At 68.9% G+C, this 14,204-nt stretch carries 10 protein-coding genes; 7 read left to right on the forward strand and 3 right to left on the reverse strand.

Going from position 1 to position 14,204, the window contains the following annotated elements:
• Window positions 1-45: 45 nt before the first annotated feature.
• From ACODR1_RS22485 to ACODR1_RS22505, 5 genes are all read left to right on the forward strand, one after another.
• Entirely contained in the window at window positions 46-282 is a 237-nt protein-coding gene (locus tag ACODR1_RS22485) for a BA14K family protein (RefSeq protein ID WP_277796285.1), read from the forward strand.
• A 139-nt stretch (window positions 283-421) separates the two neighbouring features.
• Window positions 422-1,729 carry an efflux RND transporter periplasmic adaptor subunit gene (locus ACODR1_RS22490; protein ID WP_488882426.1) on the forward strand — a complete coding sequence of 436 codons (1,308 nt, stop codon included), beginning with the start codon at window positions 422-424 and terminating at the stop codon, window positions 1,727-1,729.
• A gap of 15 nt (window positions 1,730-1,744) precedes the next feature.
• Entirely contained in the window at window positions 1,745-4,858 is a 3,114-nt protein-coding gene (locus ACODR1_RS22495) for a multidrug efflux RND transporter permease subunit (protein ID WP_488882427.1), read from the forward strand.
• The gene (locus ACODR1_RS22500; RefSeq protein ID WP_488882428.1) at window positions 4,855-8,058 is read left to right on the forward strand and encodes an efflux RND transporter permease subunit; all 3,204 of its coding nucleotides are present in this window, start codon (window positions 4,855-4,857) and stop codon (window positions 8,056-8,058) included. Before ACODR1_RS22495 ends, ACODR1_RS22500 begins: the two co-directional genes overlap by 4 nt.
• Window positions 8,055-9,488, forward strand: a complete 1,434-nt coding sequence (locus ACODR1_RS22505; RefSeq protein WP_488882429.1) for an efflux transporter outer membrane subunit — start codon at window positions 8,055-8,057, stop codon at window positions 9,486-9,488. The genes ACODR1_RS22500 and ACODR1_RS22505 overlap by 4 nt, the downstream gene beginning before the upstream one ends.
• Window positions 9,489-9,601: 113 nt before the next feature.
• On the opposite strand, the gene ACODR1_RS22510 is transcribed toward ACODR1_RS22505, so the two are convergent.
• Complete coding sequence (locus ACODR1_RS22510; RefSeq protein ID WP_488882430.1) at window positions 9,602-9,970, reverse strand: CZB domain-containing protein; 369 nt, start codon at window positions 9,968-9,970, stop codon at window positions 9,602-9,604.
• 215 nt (window positions 9,971-10,185) lie between these two features.
• On the opposite strand from ACODR1_RS22510, the gene ACODR1_RS22515 reads away from it, so the two are divergent.
• Window positions 10,186-10,455, forward strand: a complete 270-nt coding sequence (locus ACODR1_RS22515; RefSeq protein ID WP_488882431.1) for a FecR/PupR family sigma factor regulator — start codon at window positions 10,186-10,188, stop codon at window positions 10,453-10,455.
• 124 nt (window positions 10,456-10,579) lie between these two features.
• On the opposite strand, the gene ACODR1_RS22520 is transcribed toward ACODR1_RS22515, so the two are convergent.
• The gene (locus ACODR1_RS22520) at window positions 10,580-13,579 is read right to left on the reverse strand and encodes a TonB-dependent receptor domain-containing protein (protein ID WP_488882432.1); all 3,000 of its coding nucleotides are present in this window, start codon (window positions 13,577-13,579) and stop codon (window positions 10,580-10,582) included.
• Window positions 13,580-13,805: 226 nt separating this feature from the next.
• On the opposite strand from ACODR1_RS22520, the gene ACODR1_RS22525 reads away from it, so the two are divergent.
• Window positions 13,806-14,012 (forward strand): hypothetical protein, encoded by a 207-nt coding sequence (locus ACODR1_RS22525; RefSeq protein ID WP_058346819.1) that lies wholly within the window; start codon window positions 13,806-13,808, stop codon window positions 14,010-14,012.
• On the opposite strand, the gene ACODR1_RS22530 is transcribed toward ACODR1_RS22525, so the two are convergent.
• On the reverse strand, window positions 13,979-14,204 hold a 226-nt coding region (locus tag ACODR1_RS22530; protein WP_488882433.1), incomplete at its 5' end, for a hypothetical protein. The two genes, ACODR1_RS22525 and ACODR1_RS22530, sit on opposite strands and share 34 nt — an antisense overlap.

A 14,204-nucleotide genomic window follows, 5' to 3' on the forward strand; every position in this document is an offset into this window, starting at 1 on the left:
ACGTGACGTTGTTAGCCAGTCGATCCCAATACACTGGAGATCGACATGAAAGTCGTCGTCACCGCGCTCGCCCTCGGCGCCCTCGCCCTGTCCACCCCCGTGCTCGCCCAGGGCCACGACCGTCACGACACGCCGGCGCCGCGCCACGAGCAGGCCAAGCCGGGCAAGGAAACCAAGCAACAGCGCCACGTGCGCGCCTGCAAGGCCAAGTACCGCTCCTACGACGTCAAGCGCGACGCGTATCGCGGCCAGGGCGGCCGATGGATCAAATGCCGCCTCTAGCAGTTTAGCTTGAGCGTCGGGTCGCCAGGGTCGGCGACCCGACTTTTCGTGCATCGCTTAAGCTTCCGCCGGGGTCCTCCAGGGACGACGGCGTTTTCGACCATCTTCGTCGCCGCCAGTCCGCGCCCAGAGGCCGTCCATGACCGATCCCCGCCCGTCCCTCGCCGTCCGCAAGCCCAGCCGCCGGGCGCGGATCATCGGCGGCGCCGTCGCCCTGGCCGCCCTGGCGGGCGTGGGCGTCCTGGCCTGGACGCTACTGAACGGCGGCGGCGGCGACACGGGTCCGGGCGGCCCCGGCGGTCCCGGCGGCCCGGGCGGCGGCGGTCGTCGCGGCCCGGCCAGCACCGTGGCGGTGGCGACGGCGGCCAAGACAGACCTGCCGGTGGTGGTCGAGGCGCTGGGCACCGTCACGCCAGCGGCGACCGTCACCGTCAAGCCGCAGGTCTCGGGCGTCATCACCCAGGTGCTGTTCCGCGAGGGCCAGATGGTCCAGGCCGGCCAGACCCTGGTGCAGATCGACCAGCGGCAGTTCCAGATGGCGCTGATGGAGGCGCAGGGCAACCTGACCCGCGACGAGGCCCAGCTGGCCGTCGCCCGCCTGACCCTCAAGCGCTACCAGACCCTGCTGGAGCAGGACTCCATCGCCCGCCAGGAGGTCGACACCCAGGCCGCCACGGTCAAGCAGATGGAAGGCACGGTGATGAGCGACCGGGCCGCGGTCGGCACGGCCCGGCTCAATGTCGGCTTCTCGCGCATCACCGCCCCGGTCAGCGGCCGCGTGGGCCTGCGCGTCGTCGATGTCGGCAACTACGTCGCCTCGGGCGACGCCAGCGGGGTTGCGGTGATCACCACCCTGTCGCCGATCGACGTGGAATTCACCGTCCCGCAGGACGACGTGCCGCGGATCTCGCAGCGGGTGTTCGGCGGAGCCACCCTGCCCGTCACGGTGCTGGACCGCACCCGCACCAACACCCTGGACCAGGGCACGTTCTCGACGCTCGACAACCTCGTGGACACCGGCACCGGCACCGTGAAGGGCAAGGCCCGCTTCCCCAACACCGGCGGCAAGCTGTTCCCCAGCCAGTTCGTCAATGTCCGCATCCAGCTCGACACCCTAAAGGACGCCGTGGTCGTGCCGGCCACCGCCGTGCGCCAGGGCTCGGACGGCGCCTTCGTCTGGAAGCTGAAGGACGACCAGACCGTCACCAAGACCAAGGTCACGACCGGCCAGTCGACCACCACCCAGGTGGCGATCACGCAAGGCCTCGCCGTCGGCGACAAGGTCATAACCGAGGGCGGCGACCGCCTGACCGAGGGCGGCAAGGTGCAGCTGCCGGGCCAGGCCGCCCAGCGCCAGGGCGGCCAGCGCGGCGAGAAGGGTCAGCGCGGCAAGCGTCCGGAAGGCGCGCCTCCTGGCGGCGGTGAAGGCCGCCGGCGTCCCGAGTAAGCCGGCGGACGGTCGATGAACCCCTCGCGCCCCTTCATCCAGCGGCCGGTCGCCACGGCCCTGTTCATGGCGGCCATCGTGCTGGCCGGCCTGGTCGGCTTCAGGCTGCTGCCGCTGTCGGCCCTGCCGCAGGTCGACTATCCCACCATCCAGGTGCAGACGCTCTATCCGGGGGCCAGCCCCGAGGTGATGAGCCAGACCGTCACCGCCCCGTTGGAACGCCAGCTGGGCGAGATGTCGGGGCTTGCGCGCATGAGCTCGGTCAGCACGGCCGGGGCCAGCGTCATCACCCTGCAGTTCAACCTGGGTGAAACCCTCGACGTCGCCGAGCAGGAAGTGCAGGCGGCGATGAACGCGGCCAACTCGCTGCTGCCGGCCGACCTGCCCGCTCCGCCGGTCTACGCCAAGGTCAACCCGGCCGACGCGCCGGTGCTGACCCTGTCGATCACGTCCGACACCCTGCCGCTGACCGAAGTGCAGAACCTCGTCAACACGCGCCTGGCCCAGAAGATCAGCCAGGTCTCGGGCGTGGGCCTGGTCAGCTTGAGCGGCGGCCAGAAGCCGGCGATCCGCATCCAGGCCGACACCCAGGCCATGGCCTCATACGGCCTGACCCTGGCCGAACTGCAGAGCGCCATCGACAACTCCAACGCCAACAGCGCCAAGGGCAGCTTCGACGGCCCCACCCGCACCTACACCATCAACGCCAACGACCAGCTGCTGACGGTCGACGACTATCTGAATCTGATCGTCACCTACAAGAACGAGGCCCCGATCCGCATCCGCGACGTGGCCAGCGTCGTGCAGAGCGCCGAGAACACCCGCCTGGGCGCCTGGGCCGGCAAGACCCCGGCGATCATCGTCAACGTCCAGCGCCAGCCCGGCGCCAACGTCATCAAGACCGTCGACGCCATCAAGGCCAAGTTGCCCGAGCTTCAGGCCGGCCTGCCCGCCACTCTGAAGGTCGAGGTGCTGGCCGACCGCACCACCGGCATCCGCGCCTCGGTCCACCACGTGGAGCTGGAGCTGATCCTTGCCGTGGTGATGGTCGTGCTGGTGATCTTCTTCTTCCTGCACTCCATGCGGGCGACGATCATCGCCAGCCTGGCCGTGCCGATCTCGCTGATCGGCTCGTGCGGGGTGATGTACCTGCTGGGCTACTCGCTCAACAACCTCTCCCTGATGGCCCTGACCATCGCCACCGGCTTCGTCGTCGACGACGCCATCGTGATGATCGAGAACATCATCCGCCACATGGAGAAGGGCGAGAAACCGATGCAGGCCGCCCTGAAGGGCGCGCGCGAGATCGGCTTCACCATCATCTCGCTGACCATCTCGCTGATCGCGGTGCTGATCCCGCTGCTGTTCATGGGCGACGTGGTGGGGCGCCTCTTCCGCGAGTTCGCCGTCAGCCTGGCCATCACCATCCTGATCTCGGCCGTGGTGTCCCTGACCCTGACGCCGATGCTGTCGGCCCGCTGGCTGAAGAGCCACGAGGAAGACAAGCCGGGCCGCGTCGGCCGCAAGGCCCAGCAGGTCTTCGAGCGTATCGAGGCCCGCTACGAGACCGCGCTCGCCTGGGTCATGGCCCGCCAGAAGGCCACCCTGGTCGTCGCCGTCGCCACCCTGGTGCTGACCGGCGTGCTCTACATGGTCATCCCCAAGGGCCTGTTCCCGACCCAGGACACCGGCCAGTTGCAGGCCCGCACCGAGGTCGAGCAGTCGGTGTCGTACGAGCGCATGGCCGGCCTGCAGCAGCAGGCGGCCGCGGCGATCCTCGAGGACCCGGCCGTGGCCAGCGTGGCGTCGTTCATCGGCGTCGACGGGGCCAACAACAGCATGCTCCACACCGGCCAGATGCAGATCAACCTGAAGGGCGACCGCAAGGGCTCGCAGGAGAAGATCATGCAGCGGCTGCGCGAGCGCGTGGCCGGCGTGCCGGGCGTCACCCTCTATCTCCAGCCCACCCAGGACCTGACCATCGACGCCGAGAGCGGTCCGACCCAGTACCGCCTGTCGCTGGAAGGCGCCGACACCGCCACCGTCAAGGAATGGGCCGGCAAGCTGTCCGAGAAGCTGGCCAGCGTGAAGGCCGTGCGCAACATCTACAGCGACGCCTCGGCCACCGGGGCTGCGGCCTATATCGATATCGACCGCGACACAGCCGCGAGGCTTTCGATCACCGCCTCGGACGTCGACGACGCTCTCTACAGCGCCTTTGGCCAGCGGATCGTCTCGACGATCTTCACCGAGACCAACCAGTACCGCGTGATCCTGGAGGCCAAGCCCGGCCTGCTGACCGACCCGGCGTCGCTGGGGAACCTGAACCTGCGCACCGGCGGCGGGTCGCCTGCGCCGCTGGCGGCCTTCTCGACCATCAAGGAGCAGCAGTCGCCGCTGCAGGTGACCCACGTGGCCCAGTTCCCGGCCACCACCATCGGCTTCGACACCGCGCCGGGCGTCTCGCTGGGCCACGCCGTCGACGAGATCCGCGCAGCGATGAAGGACATCGCCATGCCCTCGTCGGTGACCCACACCTTCCTGGGCGCCGCCGGGGCCTACGAGAACTCGCTGTCCAACCAGCTGTGGCTGATCCTGGCGGCCGTGGTCTGCGTCTACATCGTGCTGGGCGTGCTCTACGAGAGCTACATCCACCCGCTGACCATCCTGTCGACCCTGCCCTCGGCCGGCGTCGGCGCCCTGCTGGCCCTGTGGCTGACCGGCCATGACCTGGGCGTGATCGGGATCATCGGCATCATCCTCCTGATCGGCATCGTCAAGAAGAACGCGATCATGATGATCGACTTCGCCATCGAGGCCGAGCGCAACGAGGGCAAGTCGCCGGAGGAGGCCATCTTCCAGGCCGCCATCCTGCGCTTCCGCCCGATCCTGATGACTACGCTGGCGGCCCTGTTCGCCGCCGTGCCGCTGATGCTGGGCTTTGGCGAAGGCGCCGAACTGCGCCGTCCGCTGGGCATCGCCATCTTCGGCGGCCTCTTGGTCAGCCAGCTCCTGACCATGTTCACGACGCCCGTCGTCTACCTCGCCTTCGACCGCATCGCGCCCTCGGGCAGGAAGCGCCGCGACGAGGATCGCGTCGACCAGCCGCTGCCGGGGCTGCCGTCATGAACCTGTCGGCGCCCTTCATCCGCCGACCGGTGGCCACGGTCCTCTTGACCATCGGCCTGGCCCTGGCCGGCGTCTTCGCCTTCTTCGTGCTGCCGGTCTCGCCGCTGCCGGAGGTGGACTATCCGACCATCTCGGTGTCGGCCAGCCTGTCGGGCGCCAGCCCCGAGACCATGGCCTCCAGCGTGGCCACGCCGCTGGAACGGCGCCTGGGCGTGATCTCCGGCGTCAACGAGATGACCTCGCAAAGCTCGTCGGGCTCGTCCCGGGTGACCCTGCAGTTCGACCTCAACCGCAAGATCGACGGCGCCGCCCGCGAGGTGCAGGCGGCCATCAACGCCGCCCGCGCCGACCTGCCCGCCACGCTGCGCAGCAACCCGACCTATCGCAAGATGAACCCGTCGGACTCGCCGGTGATCATCCTGGCCCTGACATCCGACACCAAGACCCCCGGCCAGATCTACGACGCGGTGTCCAACATCGTCTCGCAGCGCGTCTCGCAGGTGCAGGGCGTGGGCGACGTCGAGATCGGCGGCGGCTCGCTGCCGGCCGTGCGGATCTCGGTCAATCCGTTCCTGCTCAACAAGTACGGGGTCAGCCTGGAGGACGTGCGCGCGGCCATCCAGTCGGCCAACGCCAACCGCCCCAAGGGCGCGGTCGAGGGCGACGGCAAGCGCTTCCAGATCTACACCTCCAGCAGCGGCCGCAAGGCGGCCGACTATGCCGGCCTGCTGGTCGCCTGGCGGGGCGACGCGGGCGTCAAGCTGTCGGACGTGGCCAGCGTCACCGACAGCGTCGCCGACACTCGCACCCTGGGCCTGTTCAACGGCAAGCCGGCCATCATCGTGCTGATCACCCGCCAGCCGGGCGCCAACATCATCCAGACCGTCGACAGCGTGCGCGCCGCCCTGCCCGAGCTGCGCGAACAGCTGCCCGCCGACATCAAGGTGCAGGTGGCCAGCGACAGCACCAACTCGATCCGCGCCTCGCTGCACGAGATCGAGGTCACCCTGCTGATCTCGATCGTGCTGGTGGTGCTGGTGGTCAGCGCCTTCCTGCGCAGCGCCCGGGCGACCTTCATCCCGACGGCGGCGACCATCGTCTCGCTGCTGGGCACCTTCGGCGTGATGTACCTGATGGGCTTCTCGCTGAACAATCTCTCCCTGATGGCCATCACGGTGGCGACCGGCTTCGTGGTCGACGACGCCATCGTGGTGCTCGAGAACACCCAGCGCCACATCGAGGCGGGCATGGACCGCTTCAGGGCCGCCGTGCTGGGGGCGCGCGAAGTCGGCTTCACCGTGCTGTCGATCAGCGTCTCGCTGGTGGCGGTGTTCATCCCCCTGCTGTTCATGGGCGGCCAGGTGGGGCGCCTTTTCCGCGAGTTCGCCGTCACCCTGTCGGCGGCGGTGCTGATCTCGCTGGTCATCAGCCTGACGACCACGCCGATGATGTGCGCCTACCTGCTCAAGGCGCGCCCCGAAGGCCACAAGGAAGGGCCCATCGCCCGCTTCTTCGAGCGGATGTTCGACAGGATCCAGTCGACCTACGCCCACACGCTGGACTGGGCCCTGCACGCCAAGCCGCTGGTGATGGTCGTGCTGGTCGCCGTCATCGGCATGACCGTCTGGCTCTACATCGCCGTGCCCAAGGGCTTCTTCCCGCAGCAGGACAGTGGCCAGCTGATGGCCGGCATGCGCGCCGACGAAAGCGTCTCGTCCCAGGCCATGCAGGCCAAGCTGCGGACCGTGGTCGACATCATCCGCAAGGACCCCGCCGTCGACACCGTGGTCGGCTTCACCGGCGGCAATCGCGCGGGCGGCGGCTTCATGTTCGTCAATCTGAAACCGATGAAGGAGCGCAACGAGAAGGGCAGCGCCGTCATCGCCCGCCTGCGGCCGCAGCTGCAGAAGGTCACCGGCCTGTCGATCTTCCTCAACCCCGTGCAGGACGTGCGCATGGGCGGCCGGTCGAGCAATTCGACCTACCAATACACTCTGACCAGCGACTCCAGCGCCGCCCTGAAGGAATGGGCGCCGAAGCTGGCCGGGGCGATGAAGGAACACTCCGACGTCATGACCGACGTCGACAGCGACCAGTCGGAAAACGGCGTCGAGACCCTGGTGACGATCGACCGCGACAGCGCCTCGCGCATGGGGGTCACGCCTCGGGCGGTGGACAACGCGCTCTACAACGCCTTCGGCCAGCGCCAGGTCGGCACCATCTACGAGGACGTCAACCAGTACGGCGTGATCCTGGAGTGGGACCAGAAGTTCGCCCAGGGCCCCGAGGCGCTGAACGACGTCTATGTGCCGACCTCGACCAGCGGGACGACCACGGCGGCCAGCACCAGCGGGGCGTCGGTCAATCCCTCGCAGCGCGACGCCTCGACCGGCTCGACGCTGAACACCTCGGCCACGCCGATGACGCCGCTGACGGCCATCGCCAGCGTGAGCCAGAACGCCACCCCGACCAGCGTCAACCACCAGAACGGCGAACTGGCGACCACCGTATCGTTCAACCTGCCCGACGGGGTGTCGCTGTCCCAGGCCCAGGCCGCCATCACCCAGGCCGAGGCCGACATCGGCCTGCCGACCAGCGTGCGCGGCAGCTTCCAGGGCAGCGCCCGCAGCTACAACGAGCAGATGAAGCAGCAGCCGTTCCTGATCGCGGCGGCCATCGTGGCGATCTACATTGTGCTGGGCATCCTCTACGAGAGCTACGTCCACCCGGTGACGGTGCTGTCGACCCTGCCGGCCGCCGGCGTCGGGGCGGTGCTGGCCCTCCTGCTGTTTGGCATGGAGTTCTCGATCATCGCCCTGATCGGGGTGTTCCTGCTGCTGGGCATCGTCAAGAAGAACGCCATCCTGATTATCGACTTCGCCCTGGAGGCCCAGCGCGGCCGGGGCCTGACGGCGATCGAGGCGGTGCGCGAGGCCAGCCTCCTGCGTTTCCGCCCGATCCTGATGACCACCCTGGCCGCGGCCCTGGGCGCCCTGCCCCTGGCCATCGGCTTTGGCGAAGGCGCCGAGCTGCGCCGGCCGCTTGGCATCACCATCATCGGCGGCCTGATCGCCAGCCAGCTGCTGACCCTCATCACCACCCCGGTCGTCTACGTCTACATGGACCGCCTGCGCGGCAAGCGGCGCAAGGACGAGCGCGACCTGACCCACATGCCCGCCCCGCCGGAGCCCGCCCGATGACCGCCCGCTTCCTGACCGCCCTGCCCCTCGTCGCCCTCATTGCGGCCTGCTCGACGACGCCGGCCTACGAGACGCCCAAGCTTTCCTCGCCGACGCCCGCCACTTGGAAGGCGATGGATGGCTGGAAGGCCGCCACGCCGTCCGACCACCTGGATCGCGGCGACTGGTGGACCCTGCTGGGCGACGCCCAGCTGAACGCCCTGGCCGAGCGGGTGAAGGTGGACAACCAGACCATCGCCGCCGCCGAGGCCGCCTATCGCCAGGCCCGCGCCCTGGTGAAGGAGCAGCGCGCCTCGCTGTTCCCCAGCATCGACCTGTCGGGTTCGGGCACGCGCTCGGGCGGCGGCGGGACCAGCAGCGCGCCGGGCGCGGGCGGGGCCACCAGTTCGGGCGACACCAAGCGCTATGCCGCCAGCATCGGCGCCAGCTGGGAGCCCGACGTCTGGGGCCGCATCCGCGCCTCGATCGGCAACGCCAACGCCAGCGCCCAGGCCAGCGCCGCCGACCTGGCCGCCGCCCAGCTGTCGGCCCAGGGAGAATTGGCGGTAAGCTATCTGGGCCTGCGCCAGAGCGACATCGAGATCGCCCTCGTCCAGGCCACGGTCGACGGCTACCAGCGCGCCCTGAAGATCACCCAGAACCGCTACGACGCCGGCATCGCCCCGCGCTCGGACGTGCTGCAGGCCCAGACCACCCTGGCCAACGCCCAGTCCAGCCTGGAGGGCCTGACCCAGACCCGCGCCACCTACGAGAACGCCATCGCCGTGCTGGTCGGCCAACCGGCCAGCAGCTTCCGCGTCGCCGCCGATCCGAACTGGACCGCCGCCGTGCCGGAGATCCCCGTCGGCCTGCCCTCGGCCCTGCTGGAGCGCCGCCCCGACGTCGCCGCCGCCGAGCGTCGCGTGGCCGCCGCCAACGCCCAGATCGGCGTGGCCCGCGCAGCCTACTTCCCAACCTTCACCCTCAGCGGTTCGGGCAGTTCGACCGCCAGTGTCTTGGGCGACCTCTTCTCGGCCTCTGCCAACACCTGGTCGCTGGGGCTGTCGGCGGCCCAGACCCTGTTCGACGCCGGCGCCCGCAAGGCCCAGGTCGCCCAGGCCCGCGCCTCGTACGACGCGGCCGCCGCCAACTACCGCCAGACCGCGCTGACCGCCTTCCAGGACGTCGAGAACCAGCTGACGGCGGTGCGGGTGCTCGGGCGCCAGTACGCCCTCCTGGAAACCGCCTCCAAGGCCGCCGACCAGACCGAGCAGATGCTGCTGAACCAGTATCGCGCCGGCCAGGTGGCCTATACCGACGTCGTCACCGCCCAGGCCTCGGCCCTGTCGGCCCGTCGCGACCTGGCCAGCGCCCGCGTGTCGCGCCAGACCGCGGCCGTGGCGCTGGTCCAGGCGATCGGCGGCGGCTGGACGGGGGTGGAGGCCAAGTAGAAGCTGGACGCAGTGGGGTCCTCGTCCTTCGACAAGCTCAGGAAGAGGACCAGTTCAGGCGCCAACGATGAAAAACCTCATCCTGAGCCTGTCGCAGGACGAGGTTTCGCCCCCTAGCCCGCCGGGGCTTCCATCGCGATGCGCAGCTTGCGGAGGGCGGCGGCGAGTTCGGCCTTGGCGCCGGCCAGCGCCCCGCCGTTGCGGATCGCGCGGCGCGCGTCGGCGACCGCGCCGCGATTGATCTGGTCGGCCACCTGGCCGGCGATGCGGTGGAAGTCGCGATGCGCCTCCAGGCAGTGCAGATGCAGGTGGCTGCCGGGCATGAGCCGGTGGCCCTCGCCGTGCAGCCACTGGCCGGCGGCGCAGGTCCGCTCGGCCCGCACGGCGGCGGCGTCGACGCTCTGGCCGGCGGCCATGGCGGCCTCCAGTTCGTCGCAAACGCCGCTGTGAAACCTTGTCTGCTCCAGGAAATCCATGAGCACGCCCCACGCGCCTAGCCAATTGAAGCCGGGGCATGGCGGCTCTCGGTTTCGGCAGTGTTGCGGCAAGGTTGCGGTTTGACGAAACCGCCGCCGCAGCCTGATGGCGCATCTGTTTTGGGAGCGGAGGGTCGGAGGCGTCGGGCGATATCCCGAGCCATCCCACGCGAAACACGCACGCAACACCAGCCCGCATGATCGCAGTCAGGAGTGTGTGCATGACCCGAACCGAAGACGACCTCCGCGAAGCCGCCGCCTGGCTCGAGCGCCTGCGCTCGCCGGACGCCGGGCAAGGCGACCGCGAGGAGTTCGAGACCTGGGTGGCCCATCCGCGCCGCCGTGACGCCTTCGAGGCCGTCCGCGCCGTCGACGCCGAGATCACCAGCTGGGACCCGCCGGCGCCCGTCTCGCCCTGGCCGATCCTCGGGGCCCTGGCCCTGGGGGCCGGCGGGCTTGTGGCGGCCGCGGCGGGACTGCTGATCCACTGAACGCGAAAAGGGCGCCGGTCCGCCAAGACCAGCGCCCTTCCTCGCCGCCGCCGGGGCTGACTGGGCGGCGAGCGCCGGGCGCGCAAAGGGGGAGAAGCGCGCCCGGGTTGGCTTCAAGCTTCGACTAGAAGCGCTTGCGGATGCCCACGTAGTAGGAGCGGCCGAGCACGTCGTAGTTCTGCGGGTCGTAGTTGCCCTCGGTGTCGCCCACCTGCGGCGGAGCCTTGTCGAACAGGTTGTTGACGCCGAAGCGCAGGGCGGTGTCCCAAGGCAGCTCGACGCGGCCGTTGAGGTCGAAGGCGTTGTAGGCCTTCACGCCGCGCGAGGTGCTGGTCGGGGTGACGACCTTGGCCGAGTTCTCCATGGCCTCGATCCAGCGCCAGCGCAGGCCCAGGCTCGCCGGACCCCAGGTGTAGGTGCCCGAGGTCACCGACTTCCACTTCGGGTGAGCCGTGCCGGCGGTGCTTTCCACGCCCGTGCCGATGGTGCCGACATAGTCGTAGACCGGCGCGCCCGGCAGGTTCTGGATCTTGAACTTGTCGGTGTAGCCCAGGGCCACGTTCAGGGCGAATGAGCCCGGGATCATGTCGAGCGCGCTGTCGGCGAAGTCGAAGCTCCAGTCGACCTGCACGTCGACGCCGGTGGTCTGGAACTGGCCCAGGTTCAGCAGCGGCTGGACGGGGTTGGTCGGCACGCCGCTGGCCGAGTTGCGGGTCAGCAGCGAGCAGTAGTAGTTGCTGGCGTCATAGGTCGGGTTGGAGCCGCCCGAGTTGAAGCAGAACTGGAAGGCGTTGACGATCGACAGGCTGCCGATCGCGTCCTTCACCTTGATGTCGTACCAGTCGATCGAGGCCGTCAGACGGCTGAACAGCGGGTTCTCGAACGGCGAGCGCAGCACCGCGCCGAACGAGTAGGTGTCGGCGGTTTCTTCCTGCAGGTCCGGGTTGCCGCCGGTGAGGGCGAACACCTGGGCCGTGCCCAGCTGGTAGCTGTCGATGATCGCGGTCGGCACGCCCTGCGCCAGGCAGAGGCTGCGCACGGCCGCGGCGTTGGCGCCCGTCCGCCACGACGAGCGCACGTCGCAGGGATCGCCGTTGGTGGTGGTCGCCGAGGCCGTGCCGATGGCCACCGAACCGGTCGAGACCGGCGCATAGAGCTCGCCGACGCTCGGGGCGCGGATGGCGCGGTTGTAGCCGCCGCGCAGACGGACCGGCTCGACGATCTTCCAGTCGAAGTCGGCCTTGTAGGTCTGCACCCCGCCCACCGAGCTGTAGTCGGAATAGCGGTAGCCCAGGTCGAGGTTGAACTCCTGCACGAAGGGCAGGTCCTTGACGATCGGCACCAGCAGTTCGCCGTAGACCTCGTAGGTGTCGACCGAGCCGGCGGCGTCGCGCAGCACGCTGTAGCCCAGGATGTCGCTGGTGCCGTCGGGCTGGTTCAGCTGGCTGTCGGGGGTGAAGGTGTATTCGTTCGAGCGATAGTCCGTACCGGCGGCGAACTTCACCGTGCCGGCCGGCAGGTCGAACAGCGAACCCGACACGTTCACCTCGACCATGCGCTGCTCGAGGGTGTTCTGGTTCAGGGTGCGGCGCGACATGTAGCGCGCGCACTCGGCCGACGGCGTCAGGTTGCCGAAGGGATTCCAGCCGCCGGCGCAGTATTCCGTGCCGCCCGTCGGGCTGTTGAGCAGGCGCGAGATGGCGCTGGCGCTGGCGCCGCCGGTCTGCTCGTTGTCGAACTTGGCGCGGCTGAACGAGACGTAGCCGTCCCAGGTCCAGTCCTTGAAGCCGGTCTCGCCCGACAGGCCGTTGGTGAACTGGAAGACGTCGTAGCTATACTTCTGGACGCGCGGACCCAGGATATCGAGCGCCTTGTAGAAGGTGAAGGCGGCGTTCGGGGTCGGGCGCGAGGCCAGGATCGGACGGAAGTCGGTCGGGACGAACGGGTTGGTGACCGGCACGGTCAGGCCGTAGACGTTCGAGGCCAGGGTCGGGTTCGAGACGCCCACCGAGACGTAGTCGGTGAAGGTGAACTGGGAGAAGAACTTGATGCTGTCGGTCAGGTCGTAGTCGACCTTGGCGAAGACGGCATATCGGTCGAGGTCCGACTGCATCGAGCTGCCGTTGTAGCCGAAGTTCACCTGTTGCGAGGTGCCGGCGGCGTTGGCGTTGACGATGTAGGCGTTGTCGGTCTGCGGGTCGCGGAAGTTCAGGACCGGCACGCCCGAGGTCGAGAACAGGGTCTGGTCGGTGTTGAAGCCGATCTGGCCGGTGTAGCGGCCGGCGGCGTTGCCGGTCAGGGCGGCGGTGCCGTAGCTGCCCTGGAACAGGCTGTTGATCGAGGCCAGGGTCGGCAGGTTGGCGCCGAACAGCACCGTACCCTGCGGGATGGTCGACAGGCCCGGGGCCGAGGTGCGGAAGATGTAGTAGTCGCGGGCGCTCTGCAGGGCGCGGTCACGGTTGGTGTAGTCGAACGACAGCACCGCCCGGCCCTTGCCCTCGGCGAAGTCCGAGCCGCCGGTGATCGAGAAGCGGAACGACTCGGCGTCGCCCTTCTCGGAGATGCCGTACTGGGCGTCGGCGGTCAGGCCGTTGAAGCTGCGCTTGAGCTTGAAGTTGACGACGCCGGCGGTGGCGTCCGAGCCGTAGGCGGTGGAGGCGCCGCCGGTGATGACTTCGACGTTCTCGATCAGGGCTTCGGGGATGATGTTGAGGTCGACCGAACCGTCGGGGTTGGACGGCTGCAGGCGGCGGCCGTCGAGCAGGATCAGGGTGCGCTTGGCGCCCAGGCCGCGAAGGCTGGCGTAGGACTGGCCGCCGTTCAGGCCCGTGCTGGTCGAGCCGGTGTTGCCCTGGCCGAACGAGCCGGTGAACTGCGGCATCTGCGACAGGGCCTTCTCGACCGTCACCTGGCCGGTGGCCTCGATGGCGGCGGCGCCGACGGTCTGGATCGGGCTGTTGGCCACATAGTCCTGGCGGGCGATGCGCGAGCCGGTGACGACCACGGCCTCGACGGCCTGAGGCTCTTCGGGAGCGGCGGCCTCCTGGGCGTGGGCGACGCCGAGCATCAGCGCGCCATACGCGCAGCCGCCGGCCATCATCCGCTTCAAGGTCCTCGATCGCATACTTGCATCCCCTTTGGATTGGGTCGCGCCCCTCGCGCTTCCGATCCTCAAGACGCAGCCTGTTTCGGAACCCACACCTTCCCGACAACTTTTTGCCGCAGAGCCAAGTCACGGATTGGTAACGGGAAAAATTTTTGCTTTCGGACGTGAGGAAACGCCGATGGCCTGCGTCTTGATAGATGCGGGCCGCTCATGTCGGCCTCCTGAACAGAGCTACGGGACCGCCATGCCGGACGTGATCCAGATCCCCGCCGAACATTTCGAGCGATTGAAGAGCCGCCTGCCCGCCATCACCCGCGAGCACCTCAACAACGTCTACGGCATCAGCGAGACGACCTGGACCAAGCTGCGTCGTGGCGAGCCGATCAAGCGCGTCACCTGGGAGCGGCTGCTGAGCCGCTACGAGCGCCTGCAGAAGGCCGCCGCATCCTGATCTTCGCGCTTTAGCGCTCCCGACACCGCCGGGCCGGCCTCGCTGCGCCCGCTGTCCTTTTCTTTCCCAAAATCCACGCGCTTCACGGACGCCCAGGCGGCGCCCGGCGCGTTCGCCGCGTGCGCAAAGGCTCCTTCATGAACAAACGCTTCGCCTATCTGATCGTCGGCGCGATGGTGCTGGGGGTGCTCG

It is taken from the genome of Caulobacter sp. FG7 (assembly GCF_057808875.1).